Source organism: Nostoc favosum CHAB5714, assembly GCF_020829495.1.
Lineage (GTDB): Bacteria > Cyanobacteriota > Cyanobacteriia > Cyanobacteriales > Nostocaceae > Nostoc > Nostoc favosum.
In genome coordinates this window covers 1-25471 of the sequence record NZ_JAIVFQ010000046.1, presented here as the reverse complement: position 1 = coordinate 25471, position 25471 = coordinate 1, and the positions used below count along the sequence as shown (strand labels likewise).

The 25471-nt window shown below is 41.0% G+C and carries 20 protein-coding genes and 1 pseudogene; 15 read left to right on the top strand and 6 right to left on the bottom strand.

Annotation, left to right across the window (positions count from 1 at the left end; all coding sequences use genetic code 11):
- Window positions 1-55: 55 nt before the first annotated feature.
- From LC586_RS24140 to LC586_RS24130, 3 genes are read left to right on the top strand one after another with little or no spacing between them, the layout of a single operon-like run.
- Window positions 56-1345, top strand: a complete 1290-nt coding sequence (locus LC586_RS24140; protein ID WP_229487192.1) for a CheR family methyltransferase — start codon at window positions 56-58, stop codon at window positions 1343-1345.
- Between the two features lie 44 nt (window positions 1346-1389).
- Window positions 1390-3156, top strand: a complete 1767-nt coding sequence (locus LC586_RS24135) for a methyl-accepting chemotaxis protein (protein WP_229487191.1) — start codon at window positions 1390-1392, stop codon at window positions 3154-3156.
- A gap of 16 nt (window positions 3157-3172) precedes the next feature.
- Window positions 3173-3883, top strand: a complete 711-nt coding sequence (locus LC586_RS24130; RefSeq protein WP_229487190.1) for a chemotaxis protein CheW — start codon at window positions 3173-3175, stop codon at window positions 3881-3883.
- A 661-nt stretch (window positions 3884-4544) separates the two neighbouring features.
- Here the strand turns inward: LC586_RS24130 and LC586_RS24125 are convergent.
- Window positions 4545-5114 carry a PEP-CTERM sorting domain-containing protein gene (locus LC586_RS24125; RefSeq protein WP_229487189.1) on the bottom strand — a complete coding sequence of 190 codons (570 nt, stop codon included), beginning with the start codon at window positions 5112-5114 and terminating at the stop codon, window positions 4545-4547.
- Between the two features lie 159 nt (window positions 5115-5273).
- Here LC586_RS24125 and LC586_RS42745 point away from each other — a divergent pair.
- The 5 genes and pseudogenes from LC586_RS42745 to LC586_RS24100 all read left to right on the top strand — a co-directional run.
- Window positions 5274-5417 (top strand): annotated as a pseudogene (locus tag LC586_RS42745) (IS701 family transposase); the annotation flags it as partial.
- A 272-nt stretch (window positions 5418-5689) separates the two neighbouring features.
- Complete coding sequence (locus LC586_RS24120; RefSeq protein ID WP_229487188.1) at window positions 5690-8731, top strand: hybrid sensor histidine kinase/response regulator; 3042 nt, start codon at window positions 5690-5692, stop codon at window positions 8729-8731.
- Between the two features lie 28 nt (window positions 8732-8759).
- A complete protein-coding gene (locus LC586_RS24115) occupies window positions 8760-9782 on the top strand; it encodes a chemotaxis response regulator protein-glutamate methylesterase (RefSeq protein ID WP_229487187.1) in 1023 nt (340 codons plus the stop codon).
- A 9-nt stretch (window positions 9783-9791) separates the two neighbouring features.
- The gene (locus LC586_RS41210; RefSeq protein ID WP_306423286.1) at window positions 9792-11288 is read left to right on the top strand and encodes an adenylate/guanylate cyclase domain-containing protein; all 1497 of its coding nucleotides are present in this window, start codon (window positions 9792-9794) and stop codon (window positions 11286-11288) included.
- Between the two features lie 28 nt (window positions 11289-11316).
- On the top strand, window positions 11317-12075 hold the full coding sequence (locus LC586_RS24100) for an MBL fold metallo-hydrolase (protein ID WP_229487186.1): 759 nt from the start codon (window positions 11317-11319) through the stop codon (window positions 12073-12075).
- 176 nt (window positions 12076-12251) lie between these two features.
- Here the strand turns inward: LC586_RS24100 and LC586_RS24095 are convergent, their stop codons facing one another.
- Complete coding sequence (locus tag LC586_RS24095) at window positions 12252-12530, bottom strand: phage integrase N-terminal SAM-like domain-containing protein (RefSeq protein WP_229487185.1); 279 nt, start codon at window positions 12528-12530, stop codon at window positions 12252-12254.
- Between the two features lie 441 nt (window positions 12531-12971).
- On the opposite strand from LC586_RS24095, the gene LC586_RS24090 reads away from it, so the two are divergent.
- The 5 genes from LC586_RS24090 to LC586_RS24070 all read left to right on the top strand — a co-directional run bounded on the left by LC586_RS24090 (window position 12972) and on the right by LC586_RS24070 (window position 15479).
- Window positions 12972-13277 (top strand): hypothetical protein, encoded by a 306-nt coding sequence (locus LC586_RS24090; protein ID WP_229487184.1) that lies wholly within the window; start codon window positions 12972-12974, stop codon window positions 13275-13277.
- Between the two features lie 170 nt (window positions 13278-13447).
- Entirely contained in the window at window positions 13448-14203 is a 756-nt protein-coding gene (locus tag LC586_RS24085) for an Rpn family recombination-promoting nuclease/putative transposase (protein WP_229487183.1), read from the top strand.
- A 507-nt stretch (window positions 14204-14710) separates the two neighbouring features.
- Entirely contained in the window at window positions 14711-14917 is a 207-nt protein-coding gene (locus tag LC586_RS24080; RefSeq protein WP_229487182.1) for a hypothetical protein, read from the top strand.
- A 59-nt stretch (window positions 14918-14976) separates the two neighbouring features.
- A complete protein-coding gene (locus LC586_RS24075; RefSeq protein WP_229487181.1) occupies window positions 14977-15246 on the top strand; it encodes a hypothetical protein in 270 nt (89 codons plus the stop codon).
- Window positions 15247-15281: 35 nt separating this feature from the next.
- Window positions 15282-15479 carry a hypothetical protein gene (locus LC586_RS24070; RefSeq protein WP_229487180.1) on the top strand — a complete coding sequence of 66 codons (198 nt, stop codon included), beginning with the start codon at window positions 15282-15284 and terminating at the stop codon, window positions 15477-15479.
- 527 nt (window positions 15480-16006) lie between these two features.
- On the opposite strand, the gene LC586_RS24065 is transcribed toward LC586_RS24070, so the two are convergent.
- From LC586_RS24065 to LC586_RS24055, 3 genes are all read right to left on the bottom strand, one after another.
- Complete coding sequence (locus tag LC586_RS24065) at window positions 16007-17677, bottom strand: FAD-binding oxidoreductase (RefSeq protein WP_229487179.1); 1671 nt, start codon at window positions 17675-17677, stop codon at window positions 16007-16009.
- A gap of 24 nt (window positions 17678-17701) precedes the next feature.
- Entirely contained in the window at window positions 17702-20986 is a 3285-nt protein-coding gene (locus LC586_RS24060; protein WP_229487178.1) for a cyclic nucleotide-binding domain-containing protein, read from the bottom strand.
- Between the two features lie 218 nt (window positions 20987-21204).
- Entirely contained in the window at window positions 21205-21744 is a 540-nt protein-coding gene (locus tag LC586_RS24055; RefSeq protein WP_229487177.1) for a chemotaxis protein CheW, read from the bottom strand.
- Between the two features lie 362 nt (window positions 21745-22106).
- Here LC586_RS24055 and LC586_RS24050 point away from each other — a divergent pair, with 362 nt between their 5' ends.
- Together LC586_RS24050 and LC586_RS24045 are read left to right on the top strand one after the other, a co-directional pair.
- Complete coding sequence (locus LC586_RS24050) at window positions 22107-23576, top strand: mechanosensitive ion channel domain-containing protein (protein ID WP_229487176.1); 1470 nt, start codon at window positions 22107-22109, stop codon at window positions 23574-23576.
- 23 nt (window positions 23577-23599) lie between these two features.
- Window positions 23600-23812 (top strand): hypothetical protein, encoded by a 213-nt coding sequence (locus LC586_RS24045; protein ID WP_229487175.1) that lies wholly within the window; start codon window positions 23600-23602, stop codon window positions 23810-23812.
- Here the strand turns inward: LC586_RS24045 and LC586_RS24040 are convergent.
- Window positions 23786-24832, bottom strand: a complete 1047-nt coding sequence (locus LC586_RS24040) for an SGNH/GDSL hydrolase family protein (RefSeq protein WP_229487174.1) — start codon at window positions 24830-24832, stop codon at window positions 23786-23788. The two genes, LC586_RS24045 and LC586_RS24040, sit on opposite strands and share 27 nt — an antisense overlap.
- Between the last annotated feature and the right edge of the window lie 639 nt (window positions 24833-25471).

The following is a 25471-nucleotide window of genomic DNA, read 5'->3' as shown; positions in this document are numbered from 1 at the left end:
CTAAGACGGCTGACTAAAGACGGTGCGACTATTTCTATTCTAGACGAGCTGAATAATGACTCAGTTATCAATTGAGAATCTACTGAAACAGAAGATAGGCTTAGATCCTAGTACCCTTGGCTCTGTTACCATCAAGAGAGCAATTTCTCAATGCATGGCAAATTGTGGTTTGACTGACATAACAGATTACCTGGCACGGTTGCAAACATCAACTCAAGAACTAGAACAATTGATTGAAATGGTAGTCGTGCCAGAGACGTGGTTTTTTCGAGACAGAGAACCTTTTGTCTTTTTAAGCCGCTATGTCATGTCTGAATGGTTTCCAAACCATCGTGATAAAGTGATGCGTATCTTGAGTGTACCATGTTCAACAGGTGAAGAACCATACTCGATTGCGATCGCACTTACTGAAGCTGGGTTAGCAACCAAAAATTTTTCTATTGATGCTGTTGACATCAGTAAAAAGTCACTCACCAAAGCAAGCCTTGCTATTTATAGCAGAAACTCCTTTCGAGGTAATAACAAAGAGAGACAGGAACGCTATTTTGCCCAAGTTGGAGAACAATATCAGTTGTACGAGTCCATAAAAAATACCGTTAACTTCATACACGGTAATCTACTTGACCCTTCTTTTCTTATAGAGAAGATTCCTTATGATGTGATTTTTTGTCGCAATGTATTAATCTATCTTAATAATTTAGCACAAAAAAAAACATTCCAAACTTTGGAACGTTTATTAGTAGACAATGGGTTGCTCTTTGTCGGATATTCTGAAACACAATTATTAACCCCCCAATTTGTGACTGTGCGACACCCTCTTGCTTTTGTCTATCAAAAGCAGGAGGATAAAAATCAGGAGTTCAAGCATGAAAAAAAATTAACAAATAAAAAAGAGCCTATAGAAAGGAAAAGAAATTTTCCAAAATTCAACCCGAAACTAGACGTATCAATCACTTCAAAAGAAATTTTGAAGAAACCAAAAGAAGCGGAAACCATCCCTTTAAACAAGACAAAGAGTTATGATTCTACAAATATCCTAACCTCTACCCTCAAAACTGCCCAAACTCTGGCGGAACGAGGACAGTTACATGAAGCTATTAATTTATGTGAAACTTATTTGCATGAAGAACCAACCATTGCAGATGCTTATCTTTTGTTGGGACAACTATATCGAATACAAGGAAATGAACAACAGGCTGAACAATGCTTTCAAAAAGCGATTTACCTAGAACCAAATCATTATGAAGCACTTATCCATTTAGTCCTACTTAAAGAACGTCGTGGAGATATTGCCAATGCAGCCGTTATTCGAGAGCGAATTAAAAGACTGCATAAAAAATTATAATTATTAGGAAAATTGTCAGAAAATTTAGCTATATACAATTCACCATGAATCAACTTCTACCTTTTAATAATAAAAAAAACAATAGCTTAGAAGGACGTCTGTTCTTCGCATTTTTCTTCATGGGGTTAATCGTATTAATTGTGTCGATAATTGGCTGGATAGCGACTACCCGGTTAAGCAACCACATCCACACAATAGGGAATAATGCTTTTCCCAGCGTAGTTAATTTGTGGAAAATTAAGGAAGGTCAGACTCAGATTCAGTCCTCAGAAAGGTCACAGCTTAATCCAGCAACCAGTCCGGAAACGAGACAAAATGATTCAATCAGAATTAAAAATGCTTGGAAGCAAATCAACGAAGGGTTTAGCGAATACGAAAAACTGAATCGCGATCCAGAACAAGATAAATTATATAAAACATTTCTGCCACTATGGAATAAATGGAAGGAAGGCGAGCAGGAATATCAACAGTTGAATCAAGCATTTGAGAGTCTTGGCATCCTCAATCCTCAACAAGTACAGATTAATTTATTGACCGAAGGGAAAGCTAATTCACCAGAATTCGCAGCCGCCAAAGCTGCAATTGAAGCGCTTGATAAGATGAATGAGCAAACAATAGCGAAGAAAATCTCTACTTTTAAGGAAGCCACAAATGCACTGCTCGCACTCATAACATATAACGAGAATTTGGCAGCAGATGCGAGGCAATCAGCTGCTGCTGATGTGAGTCAATCCACATTCTGGATATTAGGCGGTTTGCTAATTAGTCCAGTCGCAGCAGTAATTTTTGGTAAGTACTTTAGTAATACGATCGCTCTTCCATTGGGTGCCAAAATTGCCAAAGTTGTGGGAGTCGCAGAACGGATCTCGACTGGCGATCTCACCACCCAAGTCGAAGTCACCGAGGAGCAGGATGAAATTGGAAAATTACTAACCGCTTTTTGCGCTATGAATCAAAATCTGAATTCGTTAATTCATCAAGTGCAGCAGTCTGGAATTGTGATTACCACCTCAGCCACCCAAATAGCCGCCTCTGGCAAACAATTGGAAGCAACCGTGGCGGAACAAGTTGCTTCTACAAACGAGGTTGTAGCGACAGCGAAGCAAATTGCCACAACTTCTGGGAAACTAGTGAAAACAATGGATGAAGTTGCCGAAACTTCGCAAGTCACTGCTGTTGCAGCAGATGACTCTCAAAAAGACCTCTCTCGCATGGAAGCAACTATGCGTCAGTTAGCAGGTGCTACGGGTGGGATTTCTGCAAAACTGGGAGTCATCAGCGAAAAAGCTAACAATATTAATAGTATTGTCACAACCATCACGAAAGTGGCAGACCAAACCAATCTGCTTTCTCTCAATGCAGCGATAGAAGCTGAAAAAGCCGGAGAGTATGGTATGGGTTTTGCTGTTGTCGCCAGAGAAATTCGTCGTTTAGCCGATCAGACAGCCGTCGCCACCTTGGATATCGAGAGTATGGTTAAAGAAATGCAATCAGCAGTTACCACTGGGGTGATGGAAATGGATAAGTTCACAAAAGCAGTCGAACATGGTGTTGAAGATGTTCAGAATATCAGCATGCAAATCGGTTCAATTATTGAGCAAGTACAAGTTCTGACTCCACGTTTTCAAATGGTGAGTGAGGGTATGGAAGCTCAGTCAGAAAGTGCTCAGCAAATTAGTGAAGCGATGGTGCAGCTGAGTGAAGCTTCCTTACAAACCGCTGATTCACTGCGTGGGATCAACATTGCCATTGGGCAATTGAACGAAGCAGCACATGGCTTACGCCAAGAAGTTTCTCGCTTTAAAGTCTAATTCTAGGAACTAACAGATGCATATGGAAGAAGTTCCCAATTCAAAAGTACTCAACTGCTGGAATCAAATCGGTATAGCAGGCGATCGCTCTTGTCCTGAACTAAAAACCCATATTCATTGCCAAAACTGTCCAGTCTATTCCTGGGCGGGGCGCAGTTTATTAGAACGTGAAGCGCCACAAGAATATATAGATGAGTGGACAAATCTACTTTCTAAGGAAAAATCAGAAAAATCTTTAGAGGTCGGTCATCGAATCGTTTCTATTAAAACGATAACAGTGGGCATCTTTCGACTGGGACAAGAATGGTTAGCTCTATCGGCGCAATTAATCAAAGAAGTGATGCCGATATCTACCATTCACACCCTACCACATCGCAGCAACAATATATTTTTGGGGCTGGTGAGTCTCCGGGGTGAAGTCCAGATTTGTATCTCGCTTAAAGAGTTCCTGGGAATAGAAACAGCAGATGGCGATCGCCAGAAAATTAGCCCTGTCATCTATGAAAGAATGGTCGTGGTTGAGAAACTTGGCAATCCTTGGGTGTTTCCTGTTGATGAAATATATGGTATGCACCGCATCCATCCGATGGAACTAGGAAATGTGCCTGCGACCTTATCCAAAATGCCAGAAAACTATACACAAGGGCTATTTAACTGGAAAAATCAAAAGGTTAGTTACCTAGATGATGAATTATTATTTTATGCCCTCAGCAAAAAAGTTTTATAAGTAAGAAAGAGTCAGAATATCCTTACCGATAGATCCGGGGGCTATAGCTAACGCCACGCGCTCGTCCCAAGGGGACACGCGCAAGGGACGCTATCAGCAATGATGAGAAGTTTTCTTCTTCTCCATAGAGAAATCCAGGGGCTTTAGATTATTATAGAACTTACGCACTGTACAAATAAACCATAATGTGTATCACGGTATTTGGTCGTTTCAAACGCTTCGCATAACCCTAATTTATTTGCTTGCTTTGCGTAGGCGTAGCCCGTCGTAGACATCGCTGTCAGCTAAAAATGGCTGAAATAACCAAATTGTGTATAGTACTTATGTACGATGCGTAAGTTCTAACTCAACTTACTCAACAACACTATTGATAATACTATTAGTGAGTCAAAAAGTGTACAGTGACTTTTTATTTGTCGCGGTGTTAAATTACTGTCATTGAGGCTGTAATGCTTGCATTCAAAGAGCGTTAAGCTTAAAAGTAAAACGGAAACTGACAAGCTATATCAACATCAACACCAATACTTGCAAGCTTAAAGTGGGTAAGGCTTAACTCCATGACAGGAATTTGTCTCAACGCCATTTAATTTGTCACTGTACAAAATGGCTGTAATATGACATTTCATCTATATGTGCACTTACCCCAATAACGCAACTTGAGTTATTTACTTTGCACTTGCTGTTTGCGCCTTAGGAGGTAGGCACCAAGGACACCTATGAGTGCTAGACCTGGAATTGTGGTCGGTTCGGGAACAGTAGCCGTGTTTGTTTCATTGGCGCTAAAAAATTCCCCAGTAAAATCGACAGGCAATTCATCGCTGACCAAGCGCTCAATGCGAAACACTTCACCAGGGTTGACGCGCGCGCCTGTGAATGTTGCAACTTTGTTGTTCTCAGATAGCGTGACCGTGTAAAGGTTTGAAGTAACAGTGCCAAACTGAGCATCAGGGCTTAACAGACGATACACAATATCACCGACAGAAACATCCAAGTTGTTCAGGTTATTGTTAATGCTAACTGTAGTTCCAGATCCTGTCGTGAGAGTAGGACTAAGATATGGTAGGGACGTAACTTGTAGCTCTGTGAAAGTGAAAACTGGTTCACCAGGTGGAGGCGAGGAGAGAACGTCTAAGGCTTGATTGACGAGCGAGACTGCTTGTGCATTTGCTGCGGTGCCAGCCAAGGTAGCTAATGCCGCAATAGTCGAGAGTGCGAACCTTTTGGTTTTCATGCTCCTGATTAGAACTACAATTTGACAATCAGAGTTTAGGGCTTATCTTCATACAATTAATATATTTTCTGAGAAGTTTATGTAAAAATTACACAATTAATACTCAGACAAAAATTATGTAAAGATTTCGCTTTTAATATTGACTTTGTTCTTCTGTAGTACCTCCGATTTCAAGGTCAAATTCTCAATTGGTATTCTTTGCAAAGAAATTTATTTTATGAAGTCATCCGCTCTTTTATTATTGATAATTTAGCGGCTCAATTCCTTGATCTGAACAACTTGGAGATAATCGTCTCATTCTAAAAGCATGTCATATTGATTTTGTCAATTTGCAAGTCCTAGCTTGTTTGCATTTGGACTGGCGAGCCAGCACAAGCGCGATCGCCAACACTCGCTCGACAACCAAATATCGTTATGCACATAACAGCCAATTTGTACAGTGCGTAAGTCCTATATTATTCATCCCCACCAGTCGCACGATTGTGTTCATTCTGACTCCTGACTCCTGACCGGAGGCGGAGCGTCTCCGGCTTTGCTCCTGAATTCTTCTGCGGTAAAGTTTTATAAAATGACTTATGACTAATCACGATATGAGCAATTTCTCCATGCTGGATTTATTCCGTATGGAAGTGGAAGCCCAAGCGATAATATTAAACGATAATCTTTTAGCTCTGGAAGGTAACCCCAACGTCAGCACAGAACTTGAAAGTTTGATGCGTGCATCCCATTCTATCAAGGGTGCTGCTCGCACAGTGCAACTTGATGCTGTCGTGAAAATAGCCCATGTTATGGAAGATTGCTTTGTCGCCGCACAGCAAGGAGCGATCGCGATTGACTCAGCAGATCAAGTCGATGTGCTACTGCAAGGGGTTGATATGATTGAGCGCCTCTCTCAACTTAATGAGAGCGAGGTCAGTAACTGGATAGCAACTAATGAAGGAGAAATTGAAAGTTTAATAACACCTCTCTGTGCTATCATGACACCGAATCAGGAAACACAGGAAGACGGGAACGAGGAAGGTTTGACTTCTTCATCCTTAGAACCCGCATCTACTATACCTTCCCCCAATTCAAAGCCAATCATAGAGGACACACAGAATATTGAGAATGATTCTGTAATAAAGGACACTTCGCTTATTTTTGCTTCCCAAAGTACGCAAGTGTCCTCCTCTACAGAGTCTGCAGTGGAAATCCAAAATCTCAAATTGCCAGACGATGAAAATTTTTCCATGCTGGATTTATTCCGTATGGAAGTGATCGGTCAATCAGCAATACTGAAAGAAAGTTTACTAGAACGCAAAAATAACCCGGAGGTTGGTTATACTAAAGTACAATTAGAACCCTTGATAAAAGCTGCTCATACACTGAGTGGGGCTTCCCGGATTGTCCAAATTAATGCCGCCTTTCGAGTTTCTCATGCTATTGAGCATTGCTTCATCGCTGCTAAGGAAGGAAAATCCCTAGTCGGCTCGCACATTGATAATTGCCTCCAAGGCATTAATGTGCTCCTACGGATCGCGCAAGTTCCTGAAACCGATATAGAAAACTGGTCAGTTCAATATCAAGTAGAAATTGAAACCCTAGTCGCAGCTATCTCTACTATTCCAACGCAGAAAACTGAGGACAAGGAGACAAGAGGACAAGAGAATTCAAAATCGCAAAGCGTTGCGAGCCGAAGCCGCGAGGCGAAGCCGTGGCGGGAAGCGACGCAATCTCAAAATTCAAAATTAGAAGTCTCTTCCTCATCTTCCCCAGCTTCCCCTACTCCTCCTGCTCCCTCATCCGCCATTACCTCATCACCTAAAACTCCAGCCGCAACGACCACATCCACATCGACCAAAGATATTGCAGAAATTCAAAAAGCGAAATCAGCAGACCGGGTGGTGCGAGTCAGCGCAGATAACCTCAATCGCATCATGGGACTCGCTGGAGAATCTCTCGTAGAAGCAAACTGGCTACAACCGTTTGCTAGTTCCTTGCTAAGACTCAAGAAAACCCAAATTGAGCTATCTAATCTTCTGGAAAAACTACAGGAATCCCTAGTTGGGGAAAACCTGAATGAGCGTGCTGCTAACTCGCTCTCGACTTCAAAGGCAAAGGCAAATGAATGTCGCCAAATTCTATCCGACCGCTTGAATGAACTGGAATTATTTGCTCGTCGTTCTGGGAATCTTTCAGATCGTCTCTATCGGGAAGTTATTGCCAGTAATATGCGCCCATTTGCAGATGGTGCTCAGGGATTTCCCCGGATGATGCGGGATTTAGCCAGACGCCTAGGAAAGCAAGTGAAATTTGAAATTATTGGCAAATCAACGCCAGTAGATCGTGATATTTTAGAAAAGTTAGAGGCTCCCCTCACCCATATTTTGCGTAACTCTATCGATCACGGTCTTGAGTCACCTGAAAAACGGCAGGCTGTAGGGAAACCTCCTGAAGGGACAGTGCGATTGGAAGTTGCTCATCGAGCGGGAATGTTATCAATTACAGTTTCCGATGATGGTCGTGGGATAGATTTAGAGCGCCTACGCCAAAAAATTATCAGTAAGGGTATGGTCTCTGCTGACATGGCGGAGCAGTTAACCGAACCCGAATTGATGGAGTTTTTATTTCTGCCAGGTTTTTCTACAGCACAAGCAGTGACTGAAGTTTCTGGTCGCGGTGTTGGTTTGGATGTTGTTCAAAGCATGGTGCAGGAAGTAAGAGGTATCGTGCGAGCGATATCTCAGTTTGGAAAGGGCATGAGTTTTCATTTACAATTGCCACTGACTTTGTCTGTTATTCGCACGTTGTTGGTGGAGATATCAGGAGAACCTTATGCTTTTCCGCTCACGCGCATCGACCGGATTGTCATGATTCATCCCGCTTCTATTTCCGTTGTGGAAAATCGCCAGTATTTTGTTTTGGATGAGCAAAATATAGGATTGGTGGCGGCTCATGAAGTGTTGGAATTGCCAAATTCTGATGTCCACTCAGAAGAATTACCATGCATTATTATTAGCGATCGCTTGAGTCGTTATGCCTTGGTCGTCGATAAATTTCTTGGAGAGCGGGATTTGGTTGTGAAACCTTTAGTTCCCAGCTTGGGGAAAGTACCAGATATTAGCGCTGTTGCATTAATGGATGATGGTTCTCCTGTTCTCATTGTCGATGTTGAAGATTTGCTACGCTCAATTGACAAATTGCTGAGTGTCGGTCTGATAAGCAAAATTAACAAAATGACTGGCAGCGGCGTCACTAAACCACGCAAGCGGATTCTGGTAGTAGATGATTCCATTACTGTACGTGAAATGGAACGGCAGTTGCTAGAAAATAATGGTTATGAAGTTGAAGTCACTGTAGATGGAATGGATGGTTGGAATGCTGTCAGGACAAATTCATATGACCTGGTTCTCAGTGACATTGATATGCCCAGAATGAATGGGTTAGAACTGACGAGCCGGATTAAAAATCATCCCAATTTGAAGTCTGTACCTGTGATTATTGTTTCTTACAAAGACCGTCCAGAAGACCGAATTCGTGGTTTGGAAGTTGGCGCTAATTATTACTTAACCAAGAGCAGTTTTCAGGACAATAGTTTAATAAATGCCGTTCTTGACCTAATTGGCGAATCGCTTTGAAGTTTGAATAATTTTCCCGAGTTTTATTATGAGAATAGCTATTGTTAATGATATCCCAAACGTAGTAGAGGCGCTAAAGTCTGTCTTGGCACAAGTTCCAGACTATAAAGTTGCTTGGATTGCTAGTAATGGCACCCAAGCAGTGACAAAATGTGCAGCAGATACCCCTGACTTGATATTGATGGATTTGCTTATGCCAGTAATGGATGGGGTAGAAGTTACGCGCCAAATTATGAGCGATTCTCCATGCGCGATTTTGTTGATCACAGATACTGTCAATGGGGATACATCCAAAGTTTTTGAAGCGATGGGGTATGGTGCACTAGATACCATACATGCACCTATTTTAGGTCATAGTGGGCAAATCGAAGGCGGTGCAGGGATTTTAGAAAAAATTGCGACAATAGGCAAACTTATTGGGAAAACGAGCAAGCCATCTGGGCGAATTCGAGAGCGTGGAAGTTCCCCATCCAAGTTTACCCCACCATTGATTGTCATTGGTTCTTCTACTGGCGGTCCCCAAGCCCTTGCAGTTCTTCTCTCTGGGTTACCAGCAAATTTCTCAGCTGCTGTGGTGATTGTGCAGCACGTCGATGAACAGTTTACCTCTGGCTTAGCTGAATGGTTAAACACTCAATCACGATTGCCAGTTAAGCTGGCTCAAGTTGGTTCCCAGATACAAGTTGGGCAAGTTTTGATTGCTGCCACCAATGACCACCTCATATTACAACCAAACTTGAGTCTCTGGTATACTAAAGAACCACGCGATTATCCTTACCGTCCATCTGTGGATGTGTTTTTTAAGAGTGTAGCTCAGCACTGGACTAGAAAGGGAGTTGCAGTCATATTAACTGGTATGGGAAAAGATGGAGCTCAAGGACTACTATCCTTGCGTTCTACAGGTTGGTATACCATCGCTCAAGACCAAGCGACATCCGTAGTTTATGGTATGCCAAAAGCAGCGGTGGAGTTGAAAGCCGCAGTGGAGATTTTACCAATTGAGGCGATCGCACAAGCTTGTGAAAAGCAATTATTGCGCTCAATCTTTTAAAGCAGAAAAATGGCTAACAATACATCATCTTTTTTCACAGATTACGCGACTACTGTCCTCCTGATCGACGATCAACCTATGATTGGTGAAGCGGTACGCCGGATGTTAGCTGATGAAGAAGATATTATTTTTCACTACTGTAGCGATCCAGCAGTTGCTATTCCTAAAGCGATAGAGGTTTCGCCAAAAGTCATTCTGCAAGATTTAGTTATGCCTGACATTGATGGCTTACTTTTGTTGCGGTTCTTTCGTGCTAATAAGGCGACTCGTAATGTACCAATGATTGTCCTTTCTTCAAAAGAGGATGCAAAAGTTAAGGCAGAAGCTTTTGCTTTGGGTGCGAATGATTACTTGGTCAAATTGCCCGATCGAGTTGAACTGATTGCTCGCATTCGTTACCATGCCAAAGGTTATATCAACTTATTACAACGAAATGAAGCTTATAAAGCGATCCAAAATTATTCTAGAAAATTAGAGAAATCTAATGAACTCATTCGTCAAGTTTTTGGACGTTATCTCAGTGATGAAGTCGTCGCCAGCTTGTTAGAAAGTCCTGAAGGATTGAAACTGGGTGGAGAGAGACGAAAAATCACTATATTTACTTCTGATTTAAGAGGATTTACAGCCACAGCAGAACGATTATCACCTGAAGAAGTGGTGAAAGTTCTCAACTTCTATCTACATCACATGGCGGAAGTTATTACCAAATACAAAGGAACAATTGATGAATTTATGGGTGATGGGATTTTGGTTCTGTTTGGTGCGCCCACCCCCAGAGAAGACGATGCGACTCGTGCGATCGCCTGTGCGGTAGATATGCAATTGGCAATGGGAGCAGTCAATGAACAAATGGCAGAATGGGGTTTACCAAAACTAGAAATGGGCATTGGGATCAACACTGGTGAAGTCGTTGTCGGAAATATTGGCTCAGATAAACGCACTAAATATGGTATTGTTGGTAGCCAAGTGAATCTTACTTATCGCATTGAATCTTACACACTTGGTGGTCAAATTTTCATTTCCGAATCGACTTATAAAGAAGTAGGACAATTAGTAAAAATTGATGGGGAAAGGCAAGTAACACCAAAAGGAGTTAAGCAGCCAATTACCATCTATGAAGTCGGTGGTATCGGTGGAGAATATAATCTTTTCTTAAGCAAAGAAGAAGAAGTCTTCTTTTCCCTTACTGAAGAAATTTCAATACAATATACAGTTTTTGATGGAAAGCATATTAATGATAACTTATCGAAGGGAAGTCTAGTCAAGCTTTCTGCCAATAGAGCGCTTGTTCGTACAATTCCAGGTGCTACTAACGGAATACCATTGCCACTCAGCAATCTCAAGCTGAACTTCTTAACACCTTCCACTTCAACAGAAGGTAGTGGTGATATTTATGCTAAAGTTTTGGTAGAATCAGCAGAGCAAGGAAGTTTTTATATTGGTTTTACTACCATGCCTCCATCTATAAAAGCAGGGCTTGATGAACTGTATCAATCACTGAAATAATTTAGACTATTAATACTTGATAACTTTTATGAAGTTAATCTTTTTAGGTTCAGGTTCAGCTTTTACCGTAGGAGCAGACAATTTTCAATCAAATATACTTTTAACCGACCAAGAGAAGAAACTTTTAATTGATTGCGGTTCAGATATTCGATTTTCATTACACGCATTTGAATTATCATATCTAGATATTACTGATGTTTATATTAGCCATTTGCATTCCGATCATATAGGAGGATTAGAATACATTGGGTTTAGTACAAAATTTGATCCACGCTGCCAAAAGCCTAATCTTTATTTGAGTAAAGATTTAGCAGGTGAAATTTGGGAAAGAAGTTTATCTGGCGGAATGAGATCGGTTCAAGGGGATGTGACAGATTTAAATTCCTTTTTTAACGTGAATATAATTCCTCGTCATGAAAATTTTACTTGGGGAGGAATAAAGTTTCATACGGTGAGAGTGATACATGTTGATAATGGATATTTTTTAATGCCAAGTTATGGACTATTTTTTGAAATCAATGGAACTAAAGTCTTTTTAACCACAGATACTCAACTGGCTCTAGAAGAAAATGGAGAATTTTATGAGCAAGCAGATATTATCTTCCACGATTGTGAAACAGCAAAATTTCCTAGTACAGTCCACGCTCATTACGAGCAACTATTGACTTTGCCAGACAAGATAAAAAATAAAATCTGGTTGTATGGTTATCAACCAGGTACACTTCCTGACGCCAGAAAAGATGGATTTCATGGTTTTGTGAAACGAGGTCAGACTTTTGATTTTTGAATGATGAGTCAGAGGATGTTTGGAATGTTTTGTTTTGTAGCAAAATACATTGATGATCCCCCTAACCCGGATTTCTCACAAGTAAAGAACTCTTGCATAAATATTTTGTGGTATGATTAGGGGTTATTCTAATTTCACTTTTGGTGAGAGGTTATAAATTTTTTCGAGCAGTATTATCAGGCGATCGCTAAATTAAAATCAGAAGGCGATCGTTTCCTTAGAACAGCATGAAGTGCTTGATTTTGCGTTGATGCAGCCACATTTTCATTAACCGCAAGATGCGTTAAAAACGTTTCTATTTCGGTACTTCCCATATCTTTAGGATGGCGTTTATTATGAAAAAGGATATAGCGTCGAATCCAGTAAATGTAAGTCTTCTCTATTTGGTAAGAATAGTGTTTAAGCCGGATAACATCTTGTACTTGTTCAAGCAGTTTCTTTGGGCGTTGTTCCATCGGTGTTATACAGAAAAATTCCGTTTAATACTCTAAATCAGGATGTTATACAGAAAAGTTCTTGATAACACCAAGGGATATAAGGAAAAATTCCATATAATCCTCCTGTGAAGGGTGGTTATACGGAAAAATTCTGTATAATACCCAAATAAGGGGGTAAAAAAGAAGTTTTCCGTATATTCAAACAGGATTTCCTTAGAATGCCTGATATATCAGGATTAAAAAAAGATTATACGAAAACTTTCCGTATAATAAATAGTTATGCCGCTGGGCGATCGGTTATGGCGAACATTCGGAGGCGTATCATTTGGTGTGCAAGATTAAGTTTCTCAAGAATCGCAACAGAAGATTTAAAAATAACTGTGTGCGATGATCTGAAAAACTTGAGTTCGTATTGATGTCAGTGTATTCCTACCTAAGTAGTATGTCCAAGAGGAATTTATGAGATCCCAAAATGCTAAAAAAATCATTTTGTTCGTAATCTTTCTATGTTCCGTTCTGTATGCTCCACAAACACTTGCGGCAACACGACAACAACTGGATAACTTGACACTTGATGAAGTACTTGCCTTGTACGAGCATGAATTGAATAACGCAAACATTGTTCTTGAGAGTTGCTATCAAGGTGCTGCATCATATCCTATTATGCGGAGTAGCTGCGATATTCAAAAAACTCAATGGGAAAACTATTTCGCCCAGTTTCGGCTTTACATTCAACAAAGAAGACTGATTGAAGAGGGAAATTGATTCGTAGCGATCGCCTCTTTACAAGCAAGGTGAGAGCGATCTCACCTATTCTTTTCCAACCAGATGCTTAAGCCACCTAGCGAGTTGAATTGCCCGCAACAATAAAATTCACCAAACTTTAGATTTGCTCAAAATCAAGTCGTGTGCTTAATGGTACCATCGTACCTATTATGTATGATGATACCTGCCGATTCCTAGCCGAACACTTCTCAGCCGACTTCGCCAGTTGGCTGCTGGGTAAATCTGTCACCCTGACGGAACTTCAGCCCTCTGAACTCTCCCTTGACCCGATTCGTGCCGATGCCCTGATTTTCCTGGAGTCGGACGACGAGATTCTGCATCTCGAATTCCAAACACTGCCTAAAAAGGTCATTCCATTCCGCGTTCTGGACTATCGAGTGCGAGGCTATCGCAGAGACCCGACCAAACCGATGCGGCAATTTGTCATTTATCTGAAGCAGACCAACTCACCTCTGGTCTACCAAACGAGCTTTACAATGGAACGAACGCGGCATGAGTTTGAAGTGATTCGCTTGTGGGAGCAACCTGCCTCGCTTTTCCTGCAATATCCTGGACTGATTCCCTTTGCAGCACTGGGGCAAAGCGCAAATGTCGAGGAGACGCTTCGCCAAGCATCTCAAAGGGCGGAACAGGTCGCCAATCCCCAAACTCAAGCGAATCTGATCGCAGCGTCCGGGATTTTAGCTGGGCTACAATTGGAAGAAGACGTGATTTATCGTATATTGCGGAGGGACATCATGCAAGAGTCTACAGTGTATCAGTCTATTCTGGCGGAAGGGGAAGTGAAAAAACAAAGGGAAATTGCGCTCAACTTCTTACGCGATGGGTTGTCGGTTGAAGCAGTTGCTCGTGGAACAGGGTTATCAGTTGAAGAGGTTCAGCAACTTCAGCAGCAACTCAATTAGTTTTGTAAGGTTAAATTGATGGATGTAGCGCGATCGCCGCATAACAATGTTTGGTGTATTCTGCAAAGACCGCGAACTCCGTCTAACCATTCTGGTGCAGCGGATTGACTCAAGCTGCTTGTCGAGTTGTAGAGTGACTGACAACCGCTGACCATAACCGTTCGGCGGCAGAAATAAGCGCCTTCTCACCTCGAACCCAGATGTCTGCTCCTGTGCTACATAAAGGCTACTGTTCTCCCGTAACCATAGGCACCTGCTGCGCGCGCTTCCACCGTCGTTGGGCGATGAGTAAGATCGGTATCGTCGTAATGTACACCAGCGTTCCCGCACTCAGCGCCGTTCGCAGGGAAGCTATTCTAGCAAGCCATCCAAGCACTGGAGTTCCAGCGATATTACCAAGTGCATTCGCCTGCCAATAGGTCGATATCACGGTCGCACGGCTCTGCTTCGGCGCATTGAGATTGACCCACTGCAACAGTAATGGCCGACTAACGTTCCGGCACGTTTGTGTCAGACAAAACCCTGCAAATCCAGAGGAACGAAACCCAACATTCTCTCGGCTTTGTTGGGTTTCGTTCCTCAACCCAACCTACAATTATCTTTGCCAATGCTGTTGTGCAAATCATCGTCAAACGAATGTCTATAATCATTCTTTACAAATATCCCACTTTATACTTATTTCGACATACTCCTCTGACCATTATTCATGTATAATCTACTAAATAGCAATATGATTGTTAAAAACAATACCTTTTTTATTTTAAGTAGTAAATATGAAAGAATTTATTGCATACATCGTATTACCAGTTGTTGCTTTTGCTTGGTTCGTAGTCTTTTTAACAAGGAACGATGTTAAATTAGAGGAAAAAGAAAAAGAACGGTGGGGAGTCAAAAAAGCGATGGAAGATTATGAGAAAGAAAGGATTAGACACATAGCAGAACTTGAAATTGAAAACGAAGACATGGAGAAAAAAAAGAAGGCAGAAGAAGAAAAATTGAAAAATCCTTGGAGAGGGCTTTTTAGAAACATGAATAATAAATAACTGTTTCTTAAAGCAAAATAAGGATTAATGAATATATGACTGATTTGCTTGCTTACGTTGTTTTTCCCATTGCTTTATTCTTCTTAATTAAAAGCACTAAGGCTGCAAATGAAGAAGAACGAATACGTGAGCTTAAAGAAGAACAACAATTTAGAGAAGAATATGAACGTTTACTAATAGACAGGGAGAAAAATAAAATCCGTCATGAAAAAAATAAACAAAAAGAAAAATAAAGCCTCTCCGAACTTACGTAGATATGGAAACTAATCACTGATTTGTACGGTAGGTACATAATAAAACCGGAATCAATGATAGACTATTCCTATCGATGATTCTAATTTGTTGTTGTGTAAAATAAATCTATATTTTATCATTAACATTGTAAACTACTAGAGTAAATACTAATTAAAACTACTCCACCTAAAAAGCTTATTATTAAGATTAGGAAATCCATTAGAGAGCTTTCAGTGTTTAATAACTTGAAGGCGGAAAAAGCACTAATTGCAAAAGATACAACCGTCGCAGCTATTACGACTATACACATAATAAAAATAGAGTTTATGGTTTAATTATATATATTTTCACAAACAAATACCGAAATCAATAGAGGGAGTAACACCTGCTGATAAGTAATAGTTGCAACTAAAGTATTTTGTTAGGCATGGTGAGGATGGTGGAGAAAGTAGTCGCTGCAACTTCAGGTCAAACCGTGGAGCGCCTGACAAAAGAGGGTTAATTGATACATCATCAAAGATGAGTCCTAAGCGTCGATGATAACTTTCCCTGTTGGGTAAGCAATGCAAGTCAAAATATACCCTTCTTCTTGCTCGCTCTCATCGAGTGCCTCAGGCTCTCCTGTATACTTTACCTCGCCTTGTAGCTTCCGAATTTTACAGGTGCCACAAACTCCGCTGCGACAGCTACTATCAAGATTGACTCCTTCTTGCTCTGCCAGATCCAAAATCGGGTCTTCTCCTCCACAGGTGATTTCTTTACCTGATTTGGAAAAGACCAAAATTACGGAAGCTGCTGTCTGCGATGCCGCAACTACGGTTGAAACCACTGGCTGTGCTACTGTTGGCGTGACCTCAGCAACTGGTTCAACGAATGGGGGAGGAGCAACAGTAGGAGCAATGGGAGGATTCGCAGCAGGGGGCACTGGGGTTGATGATGGCTGCAATTTTGCCTTTTTCGCTCCGCCAAAACTTTCTTCGTAGTAGTTTTGCATCGGGAAACCGATTTGCTCCAGCATGGTTTTGACCCCTTGCATAAAGGAATTGGGACCACAGACGTAAACTGTACGCTGCCAAAAGTCTGGATCGATCGCATATAGCAATTGTTCGGTGAGTCTCCCAGTAAAGCCCCACCAAGGTTGACCAGGTTCTGGTCGAGTGATGGAGAACGCTAGACGAAACTTAGGATTGTGCGAGGACATCAACTCCAATTCCTGGCGGAAAATAATATCGCGGGGACTGCGAGCGCAATGAAAAAAGATGATATCACAATCAGCAGCAGTATCCAAAACCCAGCGTGACATAGACATCATTGGCGTTATGCCACTTCCTGCGGAAATCATCAACATTTTCTCGGAAGGACTGGCAAAACAAGTGAATTTTCCCAACGGACCGCTGATTTTGATTTCATGACCGACTCTTAAGTTGTCGTGCAACCAGTTGGACACCAATCCTGGTGAAATATCAGGAGCATCTGGTGGGGATGGGACACGCTTAACTGTAATTTCCAAAGTGTGGGGTCGTGAAGGGGTGGAAGAAATTGAGTAAGAGCGTTTGACTGGCTTGCCATTGATTTCCAAATTTAGGGTCATAAACTGACCCGGTTGGTAGGTAAATAACAATGATGCTTCAGCAGCAAAGCGAAAAGTTTTGACATCATGGGTTTCGTCAATCACTGCCACACAGCGAACCATCACATCCCCTTTCATCCATCGACTCATCTGGTCTGGTGGTACAAGTGCAACCGGCATATACTCACTAGGGTGACGGGTAGACTCAACTTGTTGATGGGGAACAGAGATGGTGATGTTTGCTGATTTCTTCTGAGTTGAAGGTTGAGTTTGAACTTCCTCGGTTTGCGTGAGGTGGTGTCCATTTGATGAAGTTGCTTCAACTGTGAGGATAAATTCACCAATCCGAATAATGTCATTATTTTTGAGGAGATACTTTTGGTTGACATTTGCCACTTCATCATTAATTCGAGAACCACCAAGGCTGGCAAGGTCACTAAAGTAATATTGTTCTTTCTCACGGCGCAAACTTCCATGAATGCGACTCACCTCAGAACTGGGGAGAACGATACCACAATTGCGCGATCGCCCAATGAAACACTCACCATTGATCAGCATTTCTGGGTTTATTTCTAGCTCTTTGCCCTCTGTGGGTGCTTTTGAGTTGAAAAGTTTGAGTTTGAGCATTGCCTTATTTCCCAACTTTTATGGTTAAGATTGAGACGTGACTTTTGTTGTTAGCCTTTGCAGGCGACCAATTATGTTGAGCAAAAGGCTCCTCGACACGTCAGGATCGTTACGTAACACTGCCTCAAAATCCTTAGTCTCAATCACCAATGCTCGATTTCTCTCGGCTTTAGCGACTACGTTTGCTGAACGTGGCTGGCGGCTGATGACTCCCATCTCACCGATGGTTTCACCTGTCCGAACCATATTGATCACAACCTCACTCTCCCCTCGCAAAACTGTGACATCAGCTTCACCATCAATTAACAGGAGTAGTTCATTGGATGGTTCTCCTGCCTTGCACATCATTTCACCCTGAGTATAAACTCGAATCTCTGCCTGACGAGCCAATTCAATAAGTGCTTCCGGCTTCACAGTTCTCAGGAGGCTAGTCTCAAATAACAAAAACAGCTTTTCTAGAGTACTTAACCTTTCAGAGGGTGCGACGGACTGCATCGACGCTTGCTTTTTCCAATTGACGGTAATCGAAGGTTCCTCCGCTTGACTAAACCGAATCACATCTCCCTGATTAAGCCGTACTGTATTGTTTCGCTCGCGTTTGTCATTAATCCGCAAACCATAAGCACTTTTGAGCACAGTCACGCTGGCTTTTTGCTCGTCAAGCTGAAGAATGGCGTGCTGTTGGGAGACTTTCGGGCTGGGCAAGATGATGTCATTTGTCACGCTTCGTCCGATTTGGATAGCTGGTTGCTGGAAGAAAAGCTGTTCTTTTGTGTCTCTTACCATCACTTGGACGATTAAAGTTTGCACCATAGTGGTCACTTGTGCGTTGGAAAGACCCAAAATATTTTCTGCTGTTTCCTTTACCAGCCAATCTCCGGGCTTCGTCGAATTGAGTAACTGATGTGCATATTGCCGACTTTGTTGAGGATCGAGTTGAGCAAGTGCATGAAGTGCTGCTGCTTGGACAAGTGGCTCTAGCTCTTGCAGAAGTTCCTTGAGGACTTCAATCACAGAAGTCTGACGTTTTGTTGATGTGACTTTTGGTATCGGTTGTCCAGCAATGAAGAGCTGAGTTGGTATTTCGTCATCAACCATCTGTGCTTGAGTATCAAGCGTTGCTGGTTCTAACTCATCTGATTGTAGTATGGCGATCGCCTTTGCACTGAGTCTTTCTTGCCACTGTGTATTCTCAGTAGATTCTTGAAATATTTTGGGCAAGACATTGTCTGCGAGTAATCCCATCGCATTGGCAATTTTCACAGCTTCAGGTGCATCTCCCAAAACTTCTAGAATATTTAGCAGTTGCTTGGTGACAATTTGTTCTTTGTTGTGAATGGCAACCAATCGCAGCAAAATATACACAGGTGCAGAGGGGTTAGGAACCAAATTGCTCAGTATTTGGTCACGGACAGTTAGTTGCTTTAACTGCTCTAACAGCATTTCTGCTTTGCGGAGAATAGCACTGTTTTCATCAGTTATCTGTCCCAAGATTTGTGCTTGTTCCTCTGCCGTAATTCCGTACTCCTGCTTCAAAGCTTGAATTTGCTTTTCTCTGCTTTGGAGTGCTTGACGCAGAGGAACACCCGTCTCCACTAAGTCCAGAAGTTGCAGTTCTAGGGCTTGCCGATAATTTTCAATCCGTAATTGGTTTTCCCGGCTTCTTCGCTTGCTTGGGTCGAGCAAATCTGGGTTTTCCACTCCCAGTTCTGTGAGGATATTATAATGCTCTTCGTCCTTAATCCCCAGTTCCAGGCGAATTTGCTTGAGTCCTTCCAAGCTATTGGCAGGGTCAATATTTCCTTGTTCCAATTCTTCCCGTAGTAACCCTTTGTAGACTTGAAAACTGGATTCTTTACTAAAACTGGGCAGTACTTTGGCAAGAACATAAACCTCATCAGGTTTGAGTTCCTCCATTGTTCGACCTTCTAAAAATTTGGAGAAGTCAACCGTGAGTTTGCTCAACTGACGACGCAGACTTTCGGCAAGGCTTTCTCGTGAATAGGTTTCTGCGCTACGAGCAATCGTTCTATAAAGCCACACTGTACTGACAAGGATGACCAAAGCGTTAAATCCTAGCTCCACAAAAGTTGGTAGCTGTTTGAGTATCGGTCGCCCAGCAAACAAAAAGTAAATGTTAAAGACTAGAAACGTGCTAATTGAAAAAATTATGTGTTGTACTTGTTGTTGACTCAGAGGTTTATTAATGCGTTGCCGATCAGCCTTATAAGCCTTTTCTATCCTAGAAAATAAGAAATAGCTAGCTATTACAAAAGCCCCAATCGTGAGCGGAACAGCAACCAATTTAGGAATAGGAATTGACTGACCAAAAATGTAAAATCCCGGAGCGAAAAGAGTTGCCAACTGATTTTCTTCGTGACTCCAAACTCCAGAGTAGTAGTAATCAAAAGTGCCTGAGTACAGGAAGTAATAGAGATAAAATCCAACGACCAATCCTACATAGCCGTACTGAACAAATCGGCGACCAGGCTTGTTGAAAACTTCCCAATAAGATCGTTCTGCATCAATGTCCATACAAGGAGATTGGCAGCTCACACAGGTACTTTTCTCACTACCTTCTTTGTCCACTGCTCGACACATAGATTGAGTGATAATCTGTTTCTGTCCTTGGTGCGCCTCACTTCCAAACAATCCTCTTGGTCCGTTGTAGACCATCTGCACCGGACCCATAGGACAGATATACTGACACCAAGTTTTACCAGCATATAAATATCCTACTAATATGGCTGATAGGATGGTGAGGAGCAAAAAAGACCCCAAAAACAAACGGTCTGAGTTAATGAAGAGAATTCTCAAGCAAAGACCAATGCAGAGAAATCCAAATTGGAAGTATAAATGATTGCGTCCCAGCCAAGAATCTTTTAATACCTTAGCCAGTTCATAGCGCACCGCTCCTGTACGGGGATTGGTAATTTTGCGTTGACGTTGCTTTCCTAATGCTCTAGGAATTTGTGATAGAAAAGATAACGGGCAAATGCGTCGCCATGTTTCATGACCAAAAACTATCAGAATCATGACACCGCAAGGTATCACAATTCCCCAGAATATTTTTGCTCCAACAGCAAAAGGTTTGACATCAATACACTTTCCTTGTACTGTCGCAACCTCTTTGCATTTCACCGGATCTAACAAATCCGGACTAAGACGAAAAATGCTCCATTCCGTCGTAGGCTGTGTTAGGTAGGGCGAAATCGGGTCATAGAATAACGAAACAATGAGTAAAAGCCAGCCACTAACAAGCAGCCATCTAACAAAATGCATTTGTTTTTCTGGCACACCGTGAAACATATGAACCTATCCTGATAATTTTTGTGAAAATAGTTATGTAAGCTGATAATAAAAATCAAAGTGACTGAACTGGATGACTCAAATAATATTTGCGTCATAATTATACACTTTTTCTCTAATTCTTCAATAACCTGTTTTTTCAATAATCAAATCGGATTCCTATATATGAAAAGTAGATTTATGACTACAGAGTCTTGTAGTGATAAAATTTACATCTGCTATTGAGGTAACAGTAAAGTTCGCTCTCGTTTTGGCAAAATGTTATCCAACTGAAGGCATTGAATCATTCCTTGTGCATCATTCATCATTTCTCCTAAATAGGGAGCAGTATCAACTTTAATTCCTGGCACAAAAAACTCAGTTTCTTGCTTGCGGAATGTGTCGGTTACGCGCTCTGCCATCAATCCTAAAATATGCGATGGTTGAGAGGCATTCGCCTCTTGTGTCTGTGTCTGGTAGCGGCTTCCCGTAAGAGAATTATCGTTGTGGGGGTAATTCACCAAGATAATCCTACTACTGAATAGAGGACGGCAAGGAGTACCCTGAATTAAACGGCATAAATCAATCACTGGTACAAGACTATTCCGGTAGTTAAATATACCAGCGATATAATCGGGCGCATGATGTAGAGTTTTCAGTACTACTTTAGGTACTACCTCTACAACATGCTTACTCTCCAAGGCATAACGGTCATTTTGGATATAGAAAAGCAACATTAACATAGATTCAGATAATAAGTTGCATTTAGTGATGGTCAAGAGTGGATTTGCTTCCGCGTGTCAATTTCCAGGCTTTCCGCAGATTAGTATTTTTTGTGAGATAGATATTAACTTAAATAATCAATCTTATTATACTTGTGTTTATGCTTAGTTTAATAAGCTATTGTGCATTTTTAATGCACAACAGCAAGGCAGAAGGCATGAGGCAGCGGGAGATAAAGGGAAAAGAGTTTCAATGATTGACTAGATCAAAATAATATGCAAGTTAAAAGCGCAACAGCTTACTTTCGACTGACTAGTCAAGAATTGCATCAGTTCGTAGCTTATGTATGTTATTCATTCTATGGACAAAGCCTTACCGTAGCCTTAAAAAACGTTAAAGCGTTAAAAAGAGGTATGTTTTGATACAAAAACAAGTTTTCAGCCACAATCAACTAGCAACAATAGTCACTCTTGTCCAAGAACTATGGACAGAATTATTAAAGTTGTGGAAATTGACATTATTTAAAATTGGCGATAATAGTGTATCTTTTCAATCAATTATTGTCTTCATTCTGTCGGTCATATTAGTTATTTTCCTCTCTAACACTCTCAGTAATTTTCTTAAAAATAGACTACTCATTAGAGTGGAAATGGACGAAGGTAACCGGGAGGCGATCGCTGTTATTGTTCGTTATTTGCTAGTTGGCTTAGGCATCATTATTGTTCTGCAAAGCATTGGCTTTAACCTCGGCTCTTTGGTAGTTTTAGCAGGTGGTTTGGGAGTAGGCATTGGCTTCGGTATCCAGGATTTGACAACCAACTTTGTCAGTGGTCTCACACTCTTATTAGACCGACCTGTCAAGGTAGGAGACTATGTTGAATTAGATGGTTTAAGTGGAACAGTCAAAGCCATTTCTATTCGGTCTACCATCATCAAAACTCTTGATAATTCATCTGTCATTGTTCCAAATAGTAACATGATTGATAACAAAGTTGTTAATTGGAGCTATGAAAGTTCAAGTTGTTGTTTGAGAATACCCGTACGAGTTCCAGATGATAGTGATCCTTTGGCAGTTACAGAAGCTCTATTAAACGCTGCATACATGGAATCAGCAGCTCTTAATAATCCAAATCCTAAAGTTTTGTTTGTAGAATTTGGGGATAATTGTTTTAAATTTGAACTTTTGGTTTGGATTGACCGACCCAATGAAAGAGAATTTATTAAAAGTTCTTTGAATTTTGAAATCGAGTATAGTCTCCGTCAACAAGGAATTAGTTTATCTATTATAGATACGTATTTATTGCTTAAAAATACAGAGAATAATCTAGATAAAAATAATCAGGAATCGTCACACGTTACATTACCAACTCAACAACGGTTCTCTCTCAGTAATTTACTGCGCCAGATAAAGTACTTTGGAAACTTTTCTGACCCAGAATTACGGCAATTGATAGAAAATGGATACCGACAACGCTTGCAAAGATCGGAGGTTTTGTTTCGTGAAAATGACCCAGGAGATGCCTTCTACATAATTCTTTCAGGTGCTGTAGAAGTGTATGTAGAAAAAATTAACAAACATCTCACCAACCTACAAGCTGGGAATTTTTTTGGGGAAATTTCTTTGATGCTGGGAATTCCTCGTACTGCTTCAATTAAAGCAATAGAAGAGACAGTATTATTTGCCATTAACCAAAATGGTTTTCAAAAACTCTTAAGAGATAATCCAGAGTTATATGAGCAAATTGTAGAAGAGTTAGCAAAAAATCAAGAAGAACTTGCACAGCGTCAACAACAGCTACGAGACATGGGTTTAGTTGATACTACAGAAGATGACCAAAATCCTTTGGATTGGGTAAGGAAACGGTTAAAAAACCTTTTCAAAGTTTAAATTTTAACGTGAGCTTCCAACGAATGGAATTCGTTATACCACCTGGGTTGCATCCGTTGAAAAACTTTTCGGTAAAGCTGAATTGCGACTTAAATTACTTCAGATTAGCCCTCATGCAGATTTGGGCGATCGCTGCGGAAATTTCTTGTATTGAAGCTACTGTTGGTAATTCGGTTTTAGCACTCCTGCTAGTTGGCACGGTAATGTTTTTAGCTACTATGAACTTTACGCCGTAGTAAAATTGCTATACCTATACAAAATATCGAAGCTATAACAGTTGATGGTTCTGGAACAGCTTTTGTTTTTTGTGTATCTAAGAAATTTGCCATATCTTCACCAATGATTTGATGTACGCGACGAGTGGGATGAATCTCGTCGAAGTAATAATAATTATCAGGTGTTGAACAACCAGGACGAGAGGCAGCAGAATATAAAAGTTCGCAGGCATCATTTATATTGGTCAAACCATATGCCTGTGGGGTGGAACGAATTTTGTTGCTAATTGCAACGTGGTCATACAGTGCAATTTCAACACCTAATTGTTCATTCAGGGTGTCGAGTTGACCGGGAAGACTTTCATTGATAACATCTCTAAAGTTAACTGCCTCTTCGGAGTATTGCTCAAAAAGCGGTAATGCAGCTAAATCTGTAGAATTTACGACAAAAAACTGTTCTGCACCTACCGCTGCAAGTTGTGATATTCCAGAAGCAATATTGTTAACAGCAGCATCAGCTAGTGCATCGACCGAACCAGTCTGATTATAAAAAAACCTTTCTGATAAGTCATTTGTAGATATAAAAATGAAGTATAACGCTTTAGAATCTACCACGCGATTAACTTCTGTTTTATATTGTTCGATTTGACCGAATAAACCTGTATCTTGATATTGATCAAGCCAAGTACTTAAATTGCCATTACCGCTTTTTGCACCACCTACGGCATAATTTGTTAACTGTAAATTTTCTTGTTTTGCCAGTACCTCAACTGAAGTTAATCCGGGGTTATTTGTCCATCGACCCTCAGAGTCATATACATCCAATCGGGGGAATATAAATGCTCCAGGCACTCCAGCTTTGACTGCTGCTGTTGTAATCTCAAGTGCTGCCCCATTATCTGAATAGCTATCACCAAAAGCATAAATACGAGAAATGGAGTTGAAAGAAGCTGCATAAGCGTTATTAATACTTACACACAAAAAAGCCGTACTACTTACTGCGGCAGTCGCAAATGTCTTCAAAGAAGTATTTTTCAGCATAGATAAATGCGTTTCACCATATCCAAAATTATGTTCTCAGTGTCACCTGTGCTTATAATCACCTAGATCCATTTCCTTGTCAGGAGTTGGGTTTTTAAAGCCTTTGTTCCTTTTGTGGTCAGAATAATCGAAGTAAGGTTCTTCGGTAAACTTTGCGACTTTTCAAACATTCTTTGAGAGTCCAAGCTCCCTTTGAAGTTAAACCCTCATCTTTAGGTTATTTTGCGAGTTTTGCCCAAATTTTTTCGGCTATTAATTTGGCCAAAATATTGATTAATACAGTTATTTATTTATCACTATTCATACATTAAGTAAACTCCTTTACCCAACCTTCAAGATGTAACTCTGTTTTTTCCTGTCTGGTTGTGTTGATATCTCTGTTGAAACTGTAACCAGAAGACGTTAGATGCCGAATTGTTAAAATTATTTATAGCGTTTCCTAAGCAAGTGAGGTACAGCAATTACCTCACCCCGATAAAGCTGTGCTTTATCTCCCCTCTCCGTGTCGGAGAGCAGGGTGGTTTCATACAAGCAGAGAAAAATGACAATACTTTTAGAAGGCGATCGGAAATTGAGAAGCGATTCGGATGAATAATCTGCTAGAACAGTTGCAGCAAGTGCCAGATTATCGGCACATTA

Coding starts and splice junctions, on each gene's coding strand:
- LC586_RS24135 (WP_229487191.1), top strand. CDS start 1,390: ATGAATCAACTTCTACCTTTTAATAATAAAAAAAACAATAGCTTAGAA.
- LC586_RS24120 (WP_229487188.1), top strand. CDS start 5,690: ATGACTAATCACGATATGAGCAATTTCTCCATGCTGGATTTATTCCGT.
- LC586_RS24045 (WP_229487175.1), top strand. CDS start 23,600: ATGGAATTCGTTATACCACCTGGGTTGCATCCGTTGAAAAACTTTTCG.
- LC586_RS24100 (WP_229487186.1), top strand. CDS start 11,317: ATGAAGTTAATCTTTTTAGGTTCAGGTTCAGCTTTTACCGTAGGAGCA.
- LC586_RS24085 (WP_229487183.1), top strand. CDS start 13,448: ATGTATGATGATACCTGCCGATTCCTAGCCGAACACTTCTCAGCCGAC.
- LC586_RS24060 (WP_229487178.1), bottom strand. CDS start 20,986: ATGTTTCACGGTGTGCCAGAAAAACAAATGCATTTTGTTAGATGGCTG.
- LC586_RS24075 (WP_229487181.1), top strand. CDS start 14,977: ATGAAAGAATTTATTGCATACATCGTATTACCAGTTGTTGCTTTTGCT.
- LC586_RS24125 (WP_229487189.1), bottom strand. CDS start 5,114: ATGAAAACCAAAAGGTTCGCACTCTCGACTATTGCGGCATTAGCTACC.
- LC586_RS24130 (WP_229487190.1), top strand. CDS start 3,173: ATGCATATGGAAGAAGTTCCCAATTCAAAAGTACTCAACTGCTGGAAT.
- LC586_RS24070 (WP_229487180.1), top strand. CDS start 15,282: ATGACTGATTTGCTTGCTTACGTTGTTTTTCCCATTGCTTTATTCTTC.
- LC586_RS24090 (WP_229487184.1), top strand. CDS start 12,972: ATGAGATCCCAAAATGCTAAAAAAATCATTTTGTTCGTAATCTTTCTA.
- LC586_RS24065 (WP_229487179.1), bottom strand. CDS start 17,677: ATGCTCAAACTCAAACTTTTCAACTCAAAAGCACCCACAGAGGGCAAA.
- LC586_RS24095 (WP_229487185.1), bottom strand. CDS start 12,530: ATGGAACAACGCCCAAAGAAACTGCTTGAACAAGTACAAGATGTTATC.
- LC586_RS24140 (WP_229487192.1), top strand. CDS start 56: ATGACTCAGTTATCAATTGAGAATCTACTGAAACAGAAGATAGGCTTA.
- LC586_RS24115 (WP_229487187.1), top strand. CDS start 8,760: ATGAGAATAGCTATTGTTAATGATATCCCAAACGTAGTAGAGGCGCTA.
- LC586_RS41210 (WP_306423286.1), top strand. CDS start 9,792: ATGGCTAACAATACATCATCTTTTTTCACAGATTACGCGACTACTGTC.
- LC586_RS24040 (WP_229487174.1), bottom strand. CDS start 24,832: ATGCTGAAAAATACTTCTTTGAAGACATTTGCGACTGCCGCAGTAAGT.